19 protein-coding genes are annotated in these 17,949 nt (G+C 73.1%); 15 read left to right on the top strand and 4 right to left on the bottom strand.

Annotated features, from left to right (window positions below):
• Positions 1-45: 45 nt before the first annotated feature.
• Both ACZ6JT_RS12525 and coaA read right to left on the bottom strand, forming a co-directional pair.
• Positions 46-993, bottom strand: a complete 948-nt coding sequence (locus tag ACZ6JT_RS12525; RefSeq protein ID WP_469209374.1) for a DUF389 domain-containing protein — start codon at positions 991-993, stop codon at positions 46-48.
• Between the two features lie 36 nt (positions 994-1,029).
• Positions 1,030-2,079: a type I pantothenate kinase gene (gene coaA / locus ACZ6JT_RS12520; protein ID WP_469209373.1), complete on the bottom strand. Its 1,050-nt coding sequence runs from the start codon at positions 2,077-2,079 to the stop codon at positions 1,030-1,032.
• Positions 2,080-2,338: 259 nt separating this feature from the next.
• Between coaA and ACZ6JT_RS12515 the strand changes: the two genes are divergently transcribed.
• The 8 genes from ACZ6JT_RS12515 (at position 2,339) to ACZ6JT_RS12480 (ending at position 10,505) form a co-directional block, all read left to right on the top strand.
• Positions 2,339-3,100, top strand: a complete 762-nt coding sequence (locus tag ACZ6JT_RS12515; protein ID WP_469209372.1) for a hypothetical protein — start codon at positions 2,339-2,341, stop codon at positions 3,098-3,100.
• 107 nt (positions 3,101-3,207) lie between these two features.
• Positions 3,208-5,055: a glutamine--fructose-6-phosphate transaminase (isomerizing) gene (gene glmS, locus ACZ6JT_RS12510; protein WP_388475793.1), complete on the top strand. Its 1,848-nt coding sequence runs from the start codon at positions 3,208-3,210 to the stop codon at positions 5,053-5,055.
• A gap of 23 nt (positions 5,056-5,078) precedes the next feature.
• The gene (locus ACZ6JT_RS12505; protein WP_469209371.1) at positions 5,079-5,447 is read left to right on the top strand and encodes a holo-ACP synthase; all 369 of its coding nucleotides are present in this window, start codon (positions 5,079-5,081) and stop codon (positions 5,445-5,447) included.
• A gap of 40 nt (positions 5,448-5,487) precedes the next feature.
• Positions 5,488-6,876, top strand: coding sequence for an NAD(P)H-hydrate dehydratase (locus ACZ6JT_RS12500; RefSeq protein WP_469209370.1), 1,389 nt, complete (start codon positions 5,488-5,490; stop codon positions 6,874-6,876).
• A gap of 468 nt (positions 6,877-7,344) precedes the next feature.
• Positions 7,345-8,481 (top strand): alanine racemase, encoded by a 1,137-nt coding sequence (gene alr / locus ACZ6JT_RS12495; protein WP_469209369.1) that lies wholly within the window; start codon positions 7,345-7,347, stop codon positions 8,479-8,481.
• On the top strand, positions 8,478-9,689 hold the full coding sequence (locus ACZ6JT_RS12490; RefSeq protein ID WP_469209657.1) for an alpha/beta fold hydrolase: 1,212 nt from the start codon (positions 8,478-8,480) through the stop codon (positions 9,687-9,689). The genes alr and ACZ6JT_RS12490 overlap by 4 nt, the downstream gene beginning before the upstream one ends.
• Complete coding sequence (gene tsaE / locus ACZ6JT_RS12485) at positions 9,640-10,206, top strand: tRNA (adenosine(37)-N6)-threonylcarbamoyltransferase complex ATPase subunit type 1 TsaE (protein WP_469209368.1); 567 nt, start codon at positions 9,640-9,642, stop codon at positions 10,204-10,206. Before ACZ6JT_RS12490 ends, tsaE begins: the two co-directional genes overlap by 50 nt.
• Before the next feature lie 116 nt (positions 10,207-10,322).
• Positions 10,323-10,505 (top strand): hypothetical protein, encoded by a 183-nt coding sequence (locus ACZ6JT_RS12480; protein WP_469209367.1) that lies wholly within the window; start codon positions 10,323-10,325, stop codon positions 10,503-10,505.
• Positions 10,506-10,538: 33 nt separating this feature from the next.
• Here ACZ6JT_RS12480 and ACZ6JT_RS12475 read toward each other — a convergent pair whose 3' ends face one another.
• Positions 10,539-11,096: a hypothetical protein gene (locus tag ACZ6JT_RS12475; RefSeq protein ID WP_469209366.1), complete on the bottom strand. Its 558-nt coding sequence runs from the start codon at positions 11,094-11,096 to the stop codon at positions 10,539-10,541.
• A gap of 166 nt (positions 11,097-11,262) precedes the next feature.
• Here ACZ6JT_RS12475 and tsaB point away from each other — a divergent pair, with 166 nt between their 5' ends.
• The 5 genes from tsaB (at position 11,263) to ACZ6JT_RS12450 (ending at position 14,556) form a co-directional block, all read left to right on the top strand.
• Complete coding sequence (tsaB, locus tag ACZ6JT_RS12470) at positions 11,263-11,925, top strand: tRNA (adenosine(37)-N6)-threonylcarbamoyltransferase complex dimerization subunit type 1 TsaB (RefSeq protein WP_469209365.1); 663 nt, start codon at positions 11,263-11,265, stop codon at positions 11,923-11,925.
• A gap of 29 nt (positions 11,926-11,954) precedes the next feature.
• The gene (gene rimI, locus ACZ6JT_RS12465; protein WP_469209656.1) at positions 11,955-12,434 is read left to right on the top strand and encodes a ribosomal protein S18-alanine N-acetyltransferase; all 480 of its coding nucleotides are present in this window, start codon (positions 11,955-11,957) and stop codon (positions 12,432-12,434) included.
• On the top strand, positions 12,427-13,590 hold the full coding sequence (tsaD, locus tag ACZ6JT_RS12460) for a tRNA (adenosine(37)-N6)-threonylcarbamoyltransferase complex transferase subunit TsaD (protein WP_469209364.1): 1,164 nt from the start codon (positions 12,427-12,429) through the stop codon (positions 13,588-13,590). The genes rimI and tsaD overlap by 8 nt, the downstream gene beginning before the upstream one ends.
• Positions 13,587-13,859 (top strand): hypothetical protein, encoded by a 273-nt coding sequence (locus tag ACZ6JT_RS12455; RefSeq protein ID WP_469209363.1) that lies wholly within the window; start codon positions 13,587-13,589, stop codon positions 13,857-13,859. Before tsaD ends, ACZ6JT_RS12455 begins: the two co-directional genes overlap by 4 nt.
• A gap of 73 nt (positions 13,860-13,932) precedes the next feature.
• Positions 13,933-14,556, top strand: a complete 624-nt coding sequence (locus tag ACZ6JT_RS12450; protein ID WP_469209362.1) for a hypothetical protein — start codon at positions 13,933-13,935, stop codon at positions 14,554-14,556.
• Positions 14,557-14,587: 31 nt separating this feature from the next.
• On the opposite strand, the gene ACZ6JT_RS12445 is transcribed toward ACZ6JT_RS12450, so the two are convergent.
• Complete coding sequence (locus tag ACZ6JT_RS12445) at positions 14,588-15,784, bottom strand: THUMP-like domain-containing protein (protein WP_469209361.1); 1,197 nt, start codon at positions 15,782-15,784, stop codon at positions 14,588-14,590.
• A gap of 200 nt (positions 15,785-15,984) precedes the next feature.
• Between ACZ6JT_RS12445 and ACZ6JT_RS12440 the strand changes: the two genes are divergently transcribed.
• On the top strand, positions 15,985-16,866 hold the full coding sequence (locus ACZ6JT_RS12440; protein WP_469209360.1) for a polysaccharide deacetylase family protein: 882 nt from the start codon (positions 15,985-15,987) through the stop codon (positions 16,864-16,866).
• The gene (locus tag ACZ6JT_RS12435) at positions 16,863-17,786 is read left to right on the top strand and encodes a polysaccharide deacetylase family protein (protein WP_469209359.1); all 924 of its coding nucleotides are present in this window, start codon (positions 16,863-16,865) and stop codon (positions 17,784-17,786) included. Before ACZ6JT_RS12440 ends, ACZ6JT_RS12435 begins: the two co-directional genes overlap by 4 nt.
• Positions 17,787-17,949 lie beyond the last annotated feature (163 nt).

The following is a 17,949-nucleotide window of genomic DNA, read 5'->3' as shown; positions in this document are numbered from 1 at the left end:
GGCGGCCGGGGCCGCGGGTGAGGTCCTCGGCCGGAGCGCCGCGCCTCAGGCCTTCGGTCGGCGCACCCAGCGGCCGCGCTGGGTGCGCCACAGCACCTTCTGCCCGTACAGGGTCAGGACGCCGGCGAGCATGATCCCGCCCAGGTTCAGCAGCAGCTGCTCCGTCGACCCCCACATCTGGGCGAACTCCCCGTAGCTGAGGGCCACCGCGGCGTTCGCGCCGGCCGGGACGGTGGTCACCGAGATGGCCACGCCGACCAGCGCGCCGGACTTCGCGGAGGTCAGGGAGAGCACCCCGGCCACACCGGCCAGCAGCGAGACCACGAAGGAGAACGGGTCCGGCTGCCAGATGAAGCCCGTGTTGGGGCGGGGATCGTCCAGCATTCCCGCGTGGAACTGCCCGATCGCGTCCATGCCGAGGCTGAAGACGGTGGTCGCGACGATCGCCGCCGCGAAGCCGATCAGCAACGCGGACAGGGACCGCAGGGCGAGCCGTCGCTCGCGCTGCACGACCCCGACGCACACGCCCGCGAGGGGGCCGAACTCCGGGCCGACCGCCATCGCGCCCACGATCAGGATCGCGTTGTCCAGCACCACGCCACAGGCTGCGATCATGGTCGCGAGGATCATGAAGGCGCTGTACGTGATGCTGAGGGTGGACTCCTCGTGGGTGGCGTCGGTCAGCTGCTCCCACAGCACCGCGTCGGCCGCCTCGCCCGGGGCCTCTTCCTCGGCCTCGTCGGCCCGCTTCGACAGCGAAAGGTCGATGTTCTCGACGGCGATCGAGCCGTCCTCGTCGATGCCGAGCGTCTGGAGCTCGTGGAGCAGTTCGTCCCCGGCCTCGCGGGCGACGTCACACAGGACGAGGTCGCCCGGCGGCACGCGCGCCGCGCCCTTCAGTACGGCCAGGTGGGTGGTGCCGACCGTCCGCTCGACGATCTCCACCACCGCCTCCGTCCGGTCGGGTGGCGTGATCATCCGTAGATGCAGCATGCCCGCACCCTAAGGGCTGTCCGGGCGGGAAATCCCTCAGAGCTTGCGGAGGCTCAGCTTCTGCACCTTGTGGTCCGGACCCTTGCGGACGACGAGGGTGGCCCGGCCGCGGGTGGGCGCCACGTTCTCCAGCAGGTTGGGCTTGTTGATCGTCCGCCACATCGTCTGCGCGTACTCCATGGCCTCCTCCTCGGAGACCTGGGTGTACTTGCGGAAGTAGGAGAAAGGATTCTGGAAGGCGGTCTCGCGCAGCTTCCGGAAGCGGTTGAGGTACCAGCGCTCGATGTCCTCCGGGCGCGCGTCCACGTACACGCTGAAGTCGAAGTAGTCGGCGAGCGCGACGCGGGTGCGGCCGTCCGTGCCCGGGAGGGCCGGCTGGAGCACGTTGAGGCCCTCGACGATGAGGATGTCCGGGCGGCGCACCACGAGCTCCTCGCCGGGGACGATGTCGTAGATCAGGTGCGAGTAGACCGGGGCCCTGACCTCGTCCTTTCCGGCCTTGATGTCGGCGACGAAACGGGTGAGCGCACGGCGGTCGTAGGACTCCGGGAAGCCCTTGCGGGAGGTGAGGCCGCGCCGCTGGAGCTCCTTCATCGGGTACAGGAACCCGTCGGTGGTGACCAGCTCCACCCGCGGGTGCTCGGGCCAGCGGGCGAGCAGGGCCTGCAGGAGGCGGGCGACGGTGGACTTGCCGACGGCGACCGAACCGGCGACCCCTATGACGAAGGGCGTGCCCTGCTGGGCGCCGTGTCCGTTGCCCGCGTCCCCGAGGAAGGTGTTCAGGGTGCCGCGGAGGTTGCTGGTGGCGCCGACGTAGAGGTTCAGGAGGCGGGAGAGCGGCAGGTACACGTCGCGGACCTCGTCGAGGTCGATGACGTCACCGAGGCCGCGCAGCCGCTCCACCTCCTCGGCGGTCAGCGGCAGCGGGGTCCGCTCGCGCAGGGCGCTCCACTCGGCGCGGGTGAGGTCGACGTACGGCGAGGCCTCGGGGCCCCGGCGGTGGGCGGGGCGCGTGGGGTGCCCCTCCCGGCCGCGTCGCTCCGTTGCGTCGTCCGGCGTGCTGCTTCGTGGCGGCGAAGTGATCACACCGCCATTGTCGGGGCTCGGGGGCGCTTGTGGGTGGTGTGGTCGGTCACGTACGCGGGGGCCGCGGGAGGGCCGGGGCGGCGGTTGCGGCGGGCCGGTCTCGATTCGGGGCGAAGGGGGTCTCGCCCTGATCACGATCCCGGGCCCACGCGGAAAACCCCGGTCTCCTGATCGAACGCCCCGTACATTGTTGATCACCGCAGCGCTGAGGATCTTTCGCGCTGCCCTGATGTCGTTTGCTCCATGGGGGAGATCTTTCGTGCGTACCGCTCTTGTCCGTCGTACCGTCGTGGCCGCGTCCGCGGTGTCCCTGGCCCTGCTCGCCACCGCCTGCGGCTCCGACAAGGCCGACACCAAGGCCGACGCCAAGCCGTCGGCACCCGCCTCCTCGTCGGCCCCGGCCGCCCCGGCCGCCAAGGCGAAGACGGACGCCGAGCTGTCCGCCCTGATCCTGACCCAGGCCGATCTGGCGGACCACGTGGTCGTCGCCGTCCCGAAGGACGAGGTGGCGATCGGCGAGGCCGCGAAGGGCGACAAGACCGAGTGCCAGCCGGTCGTCAAGACGCAGGGCACGGCCGTCGTCGGCACGGCCGCAGGTACGGCGCGGATGAAGGCCGTCGCCAAGCCCAAGGGCGGCTCCAGCCCGGAGGACGCGGCCGCCGCGGGGCTGAAGGCCCTCGCCGGCACCCGGACCTCGGTCACCCTCGCCTCCTACGAGGGCAAGGGCGCGGAGGAGGCCTTCGCGGCCGTCAAGAGCGCGGCCACCGCGTGCGCAGGCGGCTTCAGCCTGACGATGGAGGGCGAGGTCACCAAGATCGACAAGGTGGCGTCCTCCACCGCCACCGGCGGCGACGAGGCGATCGCCCTGACGCTGGAGGCCGACGTCGAGGGCACGAAGGTCACGACCGAGACCGTCGTCGTCCGCAAGGGCAACGTGCTGGCCACCCACACCGCGTCGGCCCTGGGCGTCGCGGAGAAGCCGACCGCCATCGTGGCCGCGCAGGTGAAGAAGCTCGGCTGAGCCCCGCCCGACCGAACGTCAACCCCGCTCCGGCTCATTCGCCGGGCGGGGTTTTCGTCTCGTTCAGGTACGGGGCACAGGGCCAACTACGGCGTACGCTGCGGCCTATGTGCGGAATTGTGGGTTACGTGGGAGCGCAGTCTGCGCTCGATGTGGTCATCGCCGGACTCAAGCGGCTGGAGTACCGCGGCTACGACTCGGCAGGCGTCGCCGTGCTCTCGGACGGCAGCCTGGCCGCCGCCAAGAAGGCCGGCAAGCTCGTCAATCTGGAGAAGGAGCTGGTCGGGCACCCGCTGCCGGCCGGCTCCACGGGACTCGGGCACACCCGGTGGGCGACCCACGGCGGCCCCACCGACGTCAACGCCCACCCGCACCTCGACAACTCGGGCCGGGTCGCCGTCGTGCACAACGGCATCATCGAGAACTTCGCCGAGCTGCGCGCCGAACTCGCCGAGCGCGGACACCGGCTGGAGTCCGAGACGGACACCGAGGTCGTGGCGCACCTGCTGGCCGAGCACTTCTCGGCGACGGGCGACCTCGCGGAGTCCATGCGGCAGGTGTGCCGGCGTCTGCAGGGCGCCTTCACCCTGGTCGCCGTGCACGCCGACGAGCCGGACGTGGTGGTCGGCGCGCGCCGCAACTCGCCCTTGGTGGTGGGCGTCGGCGAAGGCGAGAACTTCCTCGCCTCGGACGTGGCCGCGTTCATCGCCCACACCCGGTCCGCGATCGAGCTCGGCCAGGACCAGGTCGTGGAGCTGCGCCGCGAAGGGGTCACGGTGACCACCTTCGACGGTGCGCCCGCGGACGTGCGGGCGTACCACGTGGACTGGGACGCCTCGGCGGCCGAGAAGGGCGGCTACGACTACTTCATGCTCAAGGAGATCGCCGAGCAGCCGAAGGCCGTCGCCGACACCCTCCTGGGCAGGATCGACGCGAGCGGCTCGCTGACCCTCGACGAGGTGCGCATCCCCGTCTCGGTGCTCCGGGAGGTCGACAAGGTCGTGATCGTGGCGTGCGGTACGGCCTACCACGCGGGCATGATCGCGAAGCTGGCCATCGAGCACTGGACCCGCATCCCGTGCGAGACGGAGCTGGCGAGCGAGTTCCGCTACCGCGACCCGATCCTGGACCAGCGGACCCTGGTCGTCGCGATCTCCCAGTCCGGCGAGACCATGGACACCCTGATGGCGCTGCGGCACGCGCGCGAGCAGGGCGCCAGGGTGCTGGCCGTCTGCAACACGAACGGGTCCACGATCCCGCGCGAATCGGACGCCGTGCTCTACACGCACGCGGGCCCGGAGGTGGCCGTCGCCTCGACGAAGGCGTTCCTGACGCAGCTCGTCGCCTGCTACCTCGTGGCGCTGTACCTCGGGCAGGTGCGGGGGACGAAGTGGGGCGACGAGATCCAGGCCGTGGTCCGCGAACTGTCCGACATCGCCGCGGCGGTGGACACCGTCCTGGAGACCATGGAGCCGGTACGGCAGCTCGCGCGCTCCCTCGCCGACAAGGACACCGTGCTGTTCCTCGGACGCCACGTCGGCTACCCGGTGGCGCTGGAGGGCGCGCTCAAGCTCAAGGAGCTCGCGTACATGCACGCCGAGGGCTTCGCGGCGGGCGAGCTCAAGCACGGGCCGATCGCGCTGATCGAGAAGGACCTGCCGGTGGTGGTCGTCGTACCGTCGCCGCGCGGACGCTCCGTGCTCCACGACAAGATCGTGTCGAACATCCAGGAGATCCGGGCGCGCGGGGCGCGGACCATCGTGATCGCGGAGGAGGGCGACGAGGCGGTCGTCCCGTACGCCGACCACCTGATCCGGATCCCGGCGACGCCGACGCTGCTCCAGCCGCTGGTGGCGACCGTGCCCCTGCAGGTCTTCGCGTGCGAACTGGCGACGGCGCGGGGGAACGAGGTGGACCAGCCGCGTAACCTCGCAAAGTCCGTGACCGTGGAGTAGTGACCTGGCTGGAGCTGTAGGACGTGATTATCGGCGTCGGGATCGACGTGGCGGAGATCGAACGGTTCGGCGCGGCGCTGGAGCGCACGCCGGGCCTCGCGCAGCGGCTGTTCGTCGACGCCGAGTTGACGCTGGCGAGCGGCGAGCGGCGCGGGACCGCCTCGCTCGCCGCGCGGTTCGCCGCGAAGGAGGCGCTGGCCAAGGCGCTCGGCGCGCCCGCCGGAATGCTGTGGACCGACGCCGAGGTGTACGTGGAGGACAGCGGGCAGCCGAGGCTGCGGGTGTCGGGGACGGTGGAGGCGCGGGCACTGGCGCTGGGCGTCAAGTCGTGGCACATCTCGCTGAGCCACGACGCCGGCGTCGCCTCCGCCGTGGTGATCGCCGAGGGCTGACGCCCGGCGGCTGACGCCCGGCGTGGGGCAGGCTGGTGCCATGCGTACTGCTTACAGCGTGGAGACCGTACGGGCCGCCGAGCGGGAGTTGATGGCCCGGCTGCCCGAAGGCGCCCTGATGCAGCGGGCGGCGGCCGGACTGGCCGCCGTGTGCGCGCGGCTGCTCGGACGGGTGTACGGGTCCCGGGTCGTGCTGCTGGTCGGGCCCGGCGACAACGGGGGTGACGCGCTCTACGCGGGGGCGCGGCTCGCCCGGCGCGGGGCCGCGGTGACGGCGGTGCCGATGGACCCCGAACGGATGCACCCGGGCGGGCTGGCCGCGCTGCGGGCCGCCGGAGGCCGGGTCGAGGAGGCCGTCCCGCACCGCGCGGACCTCGTACTCGACGGGCTGCTCGGGATCGGCGGGAAGGGCGGCCTGCGGCCGGCCGCGGCCGCGCTCGTGGAACGGATCCCGTCGGGGGTCCCGGTGGTGGCCGTGGACCTGCCGAGCGGGGTGGACGCGGACACCGGCGAGGTGGCGGGTCCTGCCGTCACGGCCGACGTGACCGTGACCTTCGGGGCGTACAAGCCCGGTCTGCTGATCGACCCCGGGGCCTCGCGGGCGGGGGTGGTGCGGCTGGTGGACATCGGGCTGGAGCTGCCGTCGCCGCAGGTGGAGGCCTTGCAGCACGCGGAGGTCGCGGGGCTGCTGCCGAAGCCGACGGCGTCGAGCGACAAGTACCGGCGGGGCGTGGTCGGGATCGCCGCCGGCTCCGCGCGGTACCCGGGGGCGGCGGTACTGGCCGTGGCCGGAGCGCTGCGGGGCGGAGCGGGCGCGGTGCGGTACGTGGGGCCGGCGGCGGAGGCCGTGCTCGCGCGGTACCCGGAGACGCTGATCGGGCCCGGCCGGGTGCAGGCGTGGGTGGTCGGGCCGGGGCTGGGGGAGGGACGCGCGGGCGAGGTCGCGGACCTGCTCGCGGAAGACGTACCGGTGCTGGTCGACGCGGACGGGCTGCGCGGGCTGGACGCGGACGTGCTGCGGGCCCGTACGGCGCCGACGCTGCTGACCCCGCACGCGGGGGAGGCGGCGGCGCTGCTGGGGGTCTCGCGGGAGTCGGTGGAGGCGGGGCGGCTGGAGGCGGTGCGGAAGCTGGAGGCCGGGTACGGGGCGACGGTCCTGCTGAAGGGGTCGACCACGCTGGTCGCCTCCGGCGGTTGCGCGGTTCGGGTGAATCCGACGGGGAGTTCCTGGCTGGCCACCGCGGGCAGCGGGGACGTGCTGTCGGGGCTGGCGGGGTCATTGCTGGCGGCGGGGCTGTCGGGGGCGGACGCGGGTGCGGTGGCGGCGTACCTCCACGGCCTGGCCGCCCGACTCACCGGCGGCCCCCTCCTGGCCCACCAGCTGGCCGAGGCCCTCCCCACTGCGTGGCGCAACGCCGCCCACCCGTGACCGCGCGCCGCGCCATTCCAGCCCCTCCGGCGTTTGAGGAGCGAGGTCAGGGGCGGAGCCCCGGGAAACGGTGAAAGGGCGGGGCGGGGAGAACGCTCCGCGCAGCGGCCCCCCGCGCCCGGGCGCCGGCGCGGCTCACAGACCGGGGCTCCGCCCCGGACCCCGCGCCTCAAACGCCGGCGGGGCTGGATGGGTGCGGCGGGGCCGAGCTGACAGGGCCCGCCCCGGACCCCGCGCCTCAAACGCCGGCGGGGCTGTATGGGTGCGGCGGGGCCGAAATGACAGGGCCCGCCCCGGACCCCGCGCCTCAAAGGCCGGCGGGGCTGGATTGGTGCGGCGGGGCCGAAATGACAGGGCCCGGCCCAGACCCCGCGCCTCAAACGCCGGCCGGGCCGGATTGGTGCGGCGCCGCCGGAAGGGCGCGGCGGGGCTGAGAGGCAGGGTGGGGGTTCTGAGAGACTGGGGGCGATGAACGAGACACCGACGCGCGTGTACGCCGAGATCGATCTTGGTGCTGTACGGGAGAACGTGCGCGCACTGCGCGAGCGGGCACCCCGGGCCGAGTTGATGGCCGTGGTCAAGGCGAACGCCTACGGGCACGGGGCGCTGGAGTGCGCCAAGGCCGCCCAGGAGGCCGGTGCCACCTGGCTGGGGACCGCCACGCCCGACGAGGCCCTCGCGCTGCGCGCCGCCGGCGTCCGGGGGCGCCTCATGTGCTGGCTCTGGACCCCCGGCGGGCCCTGGCGGGAGGCCGTCGAGGCCGACATCGACGTGTCCGTCAGCGGTATGTGGGCCCTCGACGAGGTACGCGCGGCCGCCCGCGCCGCGGGCCGGACCGCGCGCATCCAGCTCAAGGCCGACACCGGCCTCGGCCGCAACGGCTGCCAGCCCGCCGAATGGGAGGCCCTGGTCGGGGCGGCCGTCGCCGCCCAGGCCGAGGGCACCGTCCGGGTCACCGGCGTCTGGTCGCACTTCGCCTGCGCCGACGAGCCCGGCCACCCCTCCATCCAGCTCCAGCTCGCCGCCTTCCGCGACATGCTCGCCTACGCCGAGAAGGAGGGCGTCGAGCCCGAGGTCCGGCACATCGCCAACTCGCCGGCCACCCTCACCCTGCCCGAGTCCCACTTCGACCTGGTGCGCTGCGGGCTGGCCGTCTACGGGGTCTCGCCCGCGCCCGAGCTCGGCACCCCGGCCCAGCTGGGCCTGCGGCCCGCGATGACCCTCAAGGCCTCCCTGGCCCTGGTCAAGACCGTCCCCGCCGGGCACGGCGTCAGCTACGGCCACCACTACGTCACCGGGACCGAGACGAACCTCGCGCTGGTCCCGGCCGGCTACGCCGACGGCATCCCGCGCAACGCCTCCGGGCGCGGTCCGGTGCTCGTCGCCGGCCGGATCCGCCAGGTCGCCGGACGCGTCGCCATGGACCAGTTCGTGGTCGACTTGGAGGGAGACCACGCCCTCGTCGGCGACGAAGCCGTCATCTTCGGGGACGCGGAACGCGGTGAACCCACCGCCGAGGACTGGGCACAAGCGGCGCACACGATCGCGTATGAGATCGTCACCCGTATCGGTGGCCGTGTGCCCCGGGTGTACCTGGGCGGCTGAGCGAGCGGAGTGAGGGCGGCGGCGTGAGCGAGAACTGGCGCAAGGCCGGCTGGGCCGGCGCCGCCATCGGCGTGATAGCCGCAGGCGCGGCGGCCGGTGTCGCGGTCGAACGGATCACCGTGGGGCGCGGCATGCGCATGAAGGCGCGCCTGGCCCTCGACGCCGCCGGGGACTACGGCTCCCTGCGCGGCACGGAGGGGACCTGCCGGGCCGAGGACGCCACCGAGCTGTACTACGAGGTCGAAGAGGTGCCCGACGAGGGCAAGCGCCGCCGGCTGCGGCGCAAGGCCGCGCCCCCGGCCACCGTCGTCTTCTGCCACGGCTACTGCCTCAGCCAGGACTCCTGGCACTTCCAGCGCGCCGCCCTGCGCGGAATGGTCCGCGCGGTCTACTGGGACCAGCGCAGCCACGGCCGCAGCGCGCGCGGCCTCGCCCAGGCGGACGGCGAGCCGCTGACCATGGAGCAGCTCGGCCGCGACCTGAAGACCGTCATCGACGCCGCCGCCCCCGAGGGCCCGCTGATCCTCGTGGGTCACTCGATGGGCGGAATGACCATCATGGGACTCGCCGAGCAGTTCCCCGACCTGGTGCGCGAGCGCGTGGTCGGCGTGGCCCTGGTCGGCACCTCCAGCGGCCGCCTGGACGAGGTGACGTACGGGCTGCCGTCCGTCGGGGTGGGCGCCGTGCGCCGGATCCTGCCGAGCGTACTGAAGGCGCTCGGCTCGCAGGTGGAGCTGGTGGAGAAGGGCCGGCGGGCCACCGCCGACCTGTTCGCCGGCATGATCAAGATGTACTCGTTCGGTTCCCGGGACGTGGACCCGGGCGTCACCCGCTTCGCGGAGCGGCTCATCGAGGCCACCCCGATCGACGTGGTCGCCGAGTTCTACCCCGCCTTCCAGACCCACGACAAGACGGCCGCGCTCCGGCTGTTCGCGGACATCCCGGTCACCGTCATCGCCGGCGACAAGGACATGATCACCCCGCCGGGGCACAGCGTGGCCATCAAGGAGGCGCTGCCGGGCGCCGACCTCGTGGTCCTGGAGTCCACCGGGCACCTGATGATGCTGGAGCGTCCGGAGACCGTGACGCGGCTGCTCACCGGACTGCTGGCGCAGACCGGCGCGGTCCCGGTCCCCACACCGACTAACGTTGGCGCGCATGGAAGAAGTACCGCTGGAAGCACAGCGCAGCCAGGCGCCGGCACCTGAGGCCGAGGGCAGCGCAGAGACCCGGATCACCGTCGGCTCCCCGGACGAGATGCAGGAGTTGGGCCGCAGGATCGCCGCGCTGCTGCGCCCCGGCGACCTCGTCCTGCTGACCGGCGAGCTCGGGGCGGGCAAGACCACGCTGACCCGCGGCCTGGGCGAGGGCCTGGGCGTGCGCGGGGCCGTGACCTCGCCGACCTTCGTGATCGCCCGCGTGCACCCCTCGCTGACCGGCGGGCCGGCGCTGGTGCACGTGGACGCGTACCGCCTGGGTGGCGGGCTCGAGGAGATGGAGGACCTGGACCTCGACGTCTCGCTGCCCGAGTCCGTGGTCGTCGTGGAGTGGGGCGACGGCAAGGTGGAGGAGCTTTCCGACGACCGGCTGCACGTGGTGATCGCACGCGCCGTCGGCCACGAGGAGGTGCTGGACGACGTGCGCGAGGTCGCGGTGCGCGGGGTCGGGGCGCGCTGGAGCGCCGGGGCCGGGCTGGACTCACTGGCCGGCGCCTTCTCGGAGTAAACGTACCGACAACTCGTCGGCAAGATATTGCGCTGGTGGCGGCCCTCGTGGTGACATGGTACCGAGAGTTTCTTAGGTATGCCTAAGTTCGGTGTCCCGGGGTCGAGGAGGCAGCCATGTCGGCACCAGCAGGAGCACAGCGCGATCCCCGCCCGTCCGCCGTCTCCATGCGGACGCTGCTCGCCGCCGGAGTGGCCGCCACCGCCGTCTCGACCCCGCCCGTACGAGAAGACGTACCGGGCGGGCCGCAGGACGGCGCCGCGCGCGAAGAGGCCGCTCCGGAATCCGAAGCGGCCTGAGTCGCACGTACGGGTGAAGGCCGGGGCTACCGGTCAGGGAACGACGACGACCTTCGAGTTGATCGTCGCGAAGGCCCACATCGCGTCGCCGTCGGCGCGCGTCATGCGGATCCCGCCGGTCTTCTTCGCCGCGTCGGGCGCCGGCGTCGCGCCGTCCAGCCGGGCACTGAAACCGACCGCCACACCCTCGGCGGTGGCGAACCGCACGACGTGCTCGATCGGCACGCCGTCCGAGCCGGTGACCGAACCGGAGCGCGAACCGACGATGTAGGCGCCCGCCTTCGGATGCACCGTGCTCGGCATCACCGTGAACGACTTCGGCTCCTGACCGCCCTCGCCCACCAGCCACACCCGCTTCTGACCCACCGAGTACACGACGCGCGTCCCCGTGCCGGAGCCCTCCGGCACGGGGACGGGCTTCGCCGCGTCCTGCTTGGCGGCGGGCTGGCTCGGAGCGGGGGCCGGGTTCTGGGCGGCCGCCTTCGGAGGGCGCGGCGGCGCCGTGGCGGAGGCCTGGTAGCCGAGGAAACCGACCGCCGCCACCGCCGCGATCGTGAGCCCGGCCACGATTCCCGAGCTGCTGCGTGCCACCTTGCTCCACCTCTCCGCGCTGACCGACCCCCGGCCGATGCTTCGACCGGCAGTTCGGCCGACGGCTCGACCGACACCTCAGTGATCCCTCGGTCGAAAGGTAGCAGCCGCCCCCCTTTTCGACCGGCCGCAAGGGGCGCGGCCGCGGGAGTCGTAGGCTGTTCGCGTGCTCCTGCTCGCTGTAGATACCGCCACGCCCGCCGTCACCGTCGCCCTGCACGACGGCGAGAACGTCCTCGCCGAGTCGAACCAGGTCGACGCCCGCCGCCACGGGGAGCTCCTGCTGCCCTCCGTGGACCGGGTCCTCGCCGAGGCCGGGGTGAAGCTCGACGCCGTCACCGGCATCGTCGTCGGGGTCGGCCCCGGCCCCTACACCGGACTGCGCGTCGGCCTCGTCACCGCCACCACCTTCGCCGCCGTGCTGGGCGTGCCCGTGCACGGACTGTGCACGCTCGACGGCCTCGCCTACGCCGCCGGCACCGCCGGGATCGAGGGCCCCTTCACCGTCGCCACCGACGCGCGGCGCAAGGAGGTCTACTGGGCCCGGTACGAGGACCCGCGCACGCGTGCCGGCGAGCCCGCCGTGGACCGCCCGGCCGAGATCGCCGAGCAGGTCGCGGGGATCCCCGCGGTGGGCCAGGGCGCGCTCCTGTACCCCGAGGTGTTCCCGGACGCCCGCGGCCCCGAGCACCAGTCCGCCGCCGCGCTGGCCTCCCTGGCGGCGGAACGACTGGCGGCGGGGGCGGACTTCCTGCCGCCGACCCCGCTCTACCTGCGCCGGCCCGACGCGCAGGTGCCCAAGAACTACAAGGTGGTCACCCCGCAGTGACGCCCGCCCCCGATGCCGTGCTGCGCGAGATGCGCTGGTGGGATATCGAGCCCGTGCTGGAACTGGAGCACGAGCTGTTCCCCGAGGACGCCTGGTCCGCCGGGATGTTCTGGTCCGAGCTCGCCCACGCCCGCGGCCCGCAGGCCACCCGACGCTACGTCGTGGCCGAGGACGCGTCGGGCCGGCTCGTGGGATACGCCGGGCTGGCCGCCGCCGGTGACCTGGCCGACGTACAGACCATCGCGGCCGCCCGCGACCAGTGGGGGACCGGGCTCGGCGCCCGGCTCCTGACCGACCTGCTGCGGGCCGCCACCGCCTTCGAATGCGCCGAGGTGCTGCTGGAGGTGCGGGTGGACAACACCCGCGCCCAGAAGCTCTACGAGCGCTTCGGCTTCGAGCCCATCGGCTTCCGGCGCGGCTACTACCAGCCCGGCAACGTCGACGCGCTCGTCATGCGACTGACCGACCCCGCACAAGCACGAACTGAGAGCAGTGAGAGCAATGGCTGACGAACCGCTCGTCCTCGGAATCGAGACGTCCTGCGACGAGACCGGCGTCGGCGTCGTCCGCGGCACCACCCTGCTCGCGGACGCCATCGCGTCGAGCGTCGACGAGCACGCCCGCTTCGGCGGCGTCGTGCCCGAGGTGGCCTCGAGGGCCCACCTGGAGGCGATGGTCCCCACCATCGAGCGCGCCCTGAAGGAGGCCGGGGTCAGCGCCCGCGACCTCGACGGCATCGCGGTCACGGCCGGGCCGGGCCTCGCGGGGGCACTGCTCGTGGGCACCTCGGCGGCCAAGGCGTACGCGTACGCGCTGGGCAAGCCGCTCTACGGGGTCAACCACCTGGCCTCGCACATCTGCGTGGACCAGCTGGAGCACGGCCCGCTGCCGGAGCCCACGATGGCGCTGCTCGTCTCCGGCGGGCACTCCTCGCTGCTGCTGGCCCCCGACATCACCTCCGACGTACGGCCGCTGGGCGCGACCATCGACGACGCGGCGGGCGAGGCCTTCGACAAGATCGCGCGCGTGCTCCAGCTGGGCTTCCCCGGCGGCCCGGTCATCGACCGGCTCGCGCGCGAGGGCGACCCGAAGGCGATCCACTTCCCGCGCGGGCTGACGGGGCCGCGCGACGCGGCGTACGACTTCTCGTTCTCCGGGCTGAAGACGGCCGTCGCGCGCTGGATCGAGGCGAAGCGGAACGCCGGCGAGGAGGTGCCGGTGCGCGACGTGGCGGCGTCCTTCCAGGAGGCCGTGGTGGACGTGCTGACGCGCAAGGCGATCCGGGCGTGCAAGGACGAGGGCGTCGACCACCTGATGATCGGCGGCGGTGTGGCCGCCAACTCCCGGCTGCGGTCGCTGGCGCAGGAGCGCTGCGACGACGCGGGGATCGTGCTGCGGGTGCCGCGGCCGAAGCTGTGCACGGACAACGGCGCGATGGTGGCGGCGCTGGGCGCGGAGATGGTCAAGCGGAACCGGGCCCCCTCCGACTGGGACCTGTCCGCGGACTCCTCGCTGCCGGTGACGGACCCGCACGTGCCGGGGACGTCCCACGGGGGCGGCGACGGCCACGGCCACGACCACGACCACGGTCATGCGCACGGCCACGGCCACGGCCACGACCATGACCACGTGCACGAGCTGAGCAAGGACAACCTCTACTCATGAGCACCGTCGCGCTGATGTGGGAGGCCCGGGCCGCCGACGGCCGGGGCAACGAACTCCTGGAGTGGGCGAGGGCCCAGGTCCTGGCGCGGGAGCCGGTACGCCGCGAGGTGTTCCGGGCGCCGCAGGACCGGGTGCTCGTGCTCACCTGGTGGGAGGCGGCCGAAGGGGTTTCGGCGGACCTTCCCGAACTGCCGGAACCCGCGGCCGACTTGATCACGCGGGCGGTGCACCGCTGGCGGTTCGAGTCGGTGGAGGTCGACGGGGCCTGACGGCTCCGGCCCGCTCCGGCCCGCTCCGGCCCGGGTCCGGGCGTGGCGCCCGGCTGCGGCTATGGTCATGTGCATGCCTCGCCGTGACCTGCCGCCTCCGCCGCCGCCCGCGCACCTGCGAGCCTGGCCGGACGAGGGCCACGTACGGGCCGACCGAGCCCGCTTCCTGCACGACCTGGGCCAACGCAGCCTGGGCATCGGGCGGTTGCTGCTGCTCTGGGCCGTCTCGGCCGTCTTCGCCCTCGGCTGGTCCTTCGTGGGCATGGCCCTGATGGCCTTCGAGCAGGGCGACCCGGTCTCGTTCGTCCTCGCGCTCGTCTTCCTCGTACTGGGCGCCGGCGTGCTGGTCCCGGCCGGGTTCTGGTTCGCGTGGGGCGCCCGGCGCGACCGCGAGGTGCGGCGGCTGCTGTACGCGTGGGCCGAGGCGGGCCGGGACCCGCAGGCCGACGCCCGGATGCGCGCGCCGGGCCGGAGCCTGGCCTGGCTGCTGGCCTCCCTCGCCCTGGGCGCGGCCGGGCTGTGGGTGACCTTCGGCGTCGCCGTCTCGGCCCGCCCCGGCCAGGAGACGTACGGCGAGGTCGCGTACTACATGGGCCTCGGCATGATCCTGTGGATCACCGCCCTCCTGGGCATCGCGAAGGCCGCCGCCCACTACCGCTGGGCCCTGCGCATCACCCGCACGACGCCCGCGGCCTAGCGGCAGCGGCCTGGGCGCGGCCCTGCGGAGGTCACGGGGCGGGCGTCGCCGCAGGCGGCCCGGCCGGGTGGCCGATCAGCATCGACGGAGCGCCCGCCACCCGGGTCAGGAAGACCGTCGCGGAGTTCGGGCCCTGCGGTTTGACCTTCTTGCGCAGCTCCTCCGGCTCGACCGCGGAGCCGCGCTTCTTCACGGTCAGGATGCCGACCCCGCGCTCGCGCAGCAGGGCCTTCAGCTTCTTCAGGCCGAACGGCAGCACGTCCGTGATCTCGTACGCGGTCGCGTACGGCGTCGCGCGCAGCTCGTCGGCGGTGACGTACGCGATGGTCGGGTCGATGAGCCGGCCCTCCAGCTGTTCGGCGACCTCGGCGACCAGGTGGGCGCGGATGACGGCGCCGTCGGGCTCGTACAGCCAGCGGCCGACCGGCCCGGCCGGCGGATCGGGCAGTGGATCGGCGGTCCGCAGCTCGCGCGGCCCGGGCAGCAGGGTGGCGCGCACGGTCCCGGGCGTGGTCCCGAACCAGAGCACCGCCTCCTTGACGTCCCCCTGGTCGGAGATCCACTCGGCCTCGGCCTCCTCCGGCACGGCCTCGTGCGGGATCCCGGGGGCGATCTTGATGGCCGCGTACTTCGCCGTACGGGCGGTGGCGACGGCCCAGGACAGCGGCGGCGAGTACGACTCCGGGTCGAAGACCCGCCCGCGGCCGCCGCGCCGCGCCGGGTCGATGAAGACGGCGTCGTAGCCGGAGGTGTCCACCTCGGTCACGTCCGCTTCCCGGACCTCGATCAGGTCCGCCAGCCCCAGCGCCTCGGCGTTGGCCCGCGCGACGGCGACCGTCAGCGGGTCGCGGTCCACCGCGAGCACCCGGATGCCGAGCCGGGCCAGGGCGAGGGCGTCGCCGCCGATGCCGCAGCACAGGTCCGCGAGGCTGCGTACGCCGAGGGCCGCGAGCCGCTCCGCCCGGTACGAGGCCACGGACGCGCGGGTGGCCATCTCGCCGCCGCCGGGCGTGAAGAACATCCGGAAGGCGTCCTCGGCGCCGAACTTCGCCACCGCGCGCTGCCGCAGCCGGGCCTGCCCGAGCGCGGCGGAGACCAGCCCGGCGGGGTGCTCGCGGCGCAGGCGGGTGGCCACGGCCAGCTCCTGGGCGGGGTCGTGGTCGCGCAGCGAGTCGAGGAGGGCGCGGCCCTCGGGGGTGAGGAGGGCGGCGAAGTCTTCGGGGGTCACGGACCCATTGTCGGCGACGGGGCGGACCGGACCCGGACGGTGTGGGCCAGTCGAAGGAAGGTGCGACCGCGTTCGCGGTGTCTTCCGGGAAACCCGTGTGTCGGGTGCCAGGATGCGCTGCTATGCAGCTAGTACGACAAAAGGAACATAACTCGCAACAGGGTCACCGGTATGCGGCAGGTCCGCGCAGCCGGTTCGGGGTGGCCGTGGCAGCCCTGCTCGTCGCCGCCCTCGGAACGGCATGCGGCTCCGGCGGATCCGACGGGCCGGACAAGGCCGCGAAGGAGAAGGCCGCCAAGGCCGCCAAGGCCGCCGAGGCGGGCGCCGCGGGCGCGCTCAGCGCCGCCGAGAAGGCCAAGGCGGCCCAGCAGGCGCGCGTCGCCGCGGCGAAGCGGTGGGGGCTGCGCAAGACGCCGCTCGCCGCCCCGCCCGCGCCGAAGGAGAAGCACGAGATCACCACGCGCGACGGCTTCGAGGTCGAGGACCAGGAGGAGTACCCGCCGGTCTTCACCACCGTCCCGACCGAGGACAAGGTCGTCTTCCTGACGATCGACGACGGGTCGGAGAAGGACCCCGAGTTCCTGAAGATGATGAAGGAGCTGAAGATCCCGTACACGGCCTTCCTCAGCGACTACCTCGTGCGGGACAACTACCCGTACTTCAAGGAGATGCAGGCCGCCGGCGTCACCCTGAACAACCACACGATGAACCACCGCTACATGCCCGGCCTGTCGTACGAGCAGCAGCGCGAGGAGATCTGCGGTCAGCAGGACACCATCCAGAAGCAGTTCGGCAAGCGGCCGACCCTCTTCCGGCCGCCGTACGGCAACTACAACCAGGACACGCTGCGCGCGGCGAAGTCCTGCGGCATCAAGGCCGTCCCGCTGTGGAACGCCGAGGCGTTCACCAACCGCATGGACTACCGCGAGTGGGACCGGGACCTGCACCCCGGTGACATCATCCTCACGCACTTCCGGGGTAAGGAGGACTGGAAGGGCACGATGCCTGACATGATCCGTCATGTCATGAAGACCGTCACGGACAAGGGGTACGCCGTGGCTCGCCTGGAGGATTATCTGTGAAGCACGCGCGCCGGTTCGTAGCCGGAACGCTGGCGGCCGGCGCGCTCGCGCTGTCCCTGACGGGGTGCGGGGACAGCGCGGACAGCAGTGGACGACTGGGCCGCACGACGCAGGGGACGGAGTCCGCGTCCCAGGACCCGAAGGACCCGAAGGATTCGAAGGATTCGAGGGGTGCCGACGCCGCGAAGCCGTCGGCGCCCGCGACACCGGCGCCGGGGGGCGCGGGCGACGAGGCGTACCGGAAATGGGGCCTGACGGCCCCGCTCGCCTACGCGCCGAAGCCCGCCCAGAAGCCGCAGATCCCGCAGGCGGCACCCGGCAAGGTCCCGGTGATAGACCGAATACCCGTGCCGGCCGGGGAGAAGGTGGTCTTCCTGACCTTCGACGACGGCGCCGAGAAGGACCCCGAGTTCCTCAAGATGGCGGCCGACCTGAAGCTGCCCATCAGCATGTTCCTGACGCACAGTGTCGCGTCGTCGGACTACGGGCACTTCGAGAAGCTCCGCGACAACGGCTCCGGCAGCACGATAAACAACCACACGCTGACCCACCCGAACCTCCGGACGCTCTCCTTCGCGGCGCAGAAGGCGGAGATATGCGGCCAGCAGGACCACTTGCAACAGCGCTTCGGCAGCCGCCCGCCGCTCTTCCGCCCGCCCTTCGGCAACTACAACGACGACACCCTCCGGGCAGCCTCGGAGTGCGGTGTCTCGTCCCTGGTGCTGTGGCGGGTGTCGATGCAGATCAACAACTTCCAGTACGCCGAGGGCTCCGCCCTCCACCCGGGCGACATCATCCTGGCCCACTTCCGCGGCCCGGCCGAACTCAAGGGCACGACGGAAACCCAGATGACGACGCGCATGCTCCAACGCATCCAGGAACAGGGCTACCGCATAGGCCGCCTGGAGGACTACTTGTAGGGCGCGGGGCGGGGCTGGGCTTCGGGGGGCGCGCTTCGGGCGGCCGGGATCAGAGAAGCGGGGGGGGGGGGGGGGGCCGCCCCCCCCCCCTCCCCCCCCACCCCCCCCTCACCCCCCCCCCCCCCACCCCCCCCCCCCCCCCCCCCCCCCCCCCCCCCCCCCC

The sequence above is a fragment of the Streptomyces sp. NPDC046308 genome (assembly GCF_055588065.1).
Note: the sequence above shows the minus strand (reverse complement) of the source record. Positions and strands in the feature narration are given on the sequence as shown.

Coding starts and splice junctions, on each gene's coding strand:
- glmS (WP_388475793.1), top strand. CDS start 3,208: ATGTGCGGAATTGTGGGTTACGTGGGAGCGCAGTCTGCGCTCGATGTG.
- ACZ6JT_RS12525 (WP_469209374.1), bottom strand. CDS start 993: ATGCTGCATCTACGGATGATCACGCCACCCGACCGGACGGAGGCGGTG.
- tsaE (WP_469209368.1), top strand. CDS start 9,640: ATGGAAGAAGTACCGCTGGAAGCACAGCGCAGCCAGGCGCCGGCACCT.
- rimI (WP_469209656.1), top strand. CDS start 11,955: ATGCGCTGGTGGGATATCGAGCCCGTGCTGGAACTGGAGCACGAGCTG.
- ACZ6JT_RS12500 (WP_469209370.1), top strand. CDS start 5,488: ATGCGTACTGCTTACAGCGTGGAGACCGTACGGGCCGCCGAGCGGGAG.
- ACZ6JT_RS12480 (WP_469209367.1), top strand. CDS start 10,323: ATGTCGGCACCAGCAGGAGCACAGCGCGATCCCCGCCCGTCCGCCGTC.
- alr (WP_469209369.1), top strand. CDS start 7,345: ATGAACGAGACACCGACGCGCGTGTACGCCGAGATCGATCTTGGTGCT.
- ACZ6JT_RS12450 (WP_469209362.1), top strand. CDS start 13,933: ATGCCTCGCCGTGACCTGCCGCCTCCGCCGCCGCCCGCGCACCTGCGA.
- tsaD (WP_469209364.1), top strand. CDS start 12,427: ATGGCTGACGAACCGCTCGTCCTCGGAATCGAGACGTCCTGCGACGAG.
- ACZ6JT_RS12455 (WP_469209363.1), top strand. CDS start 13,587: ATGAGCACCGTCGCGCTGATGTGGGAGGCCCGGGCCGCCGACGGCCGG.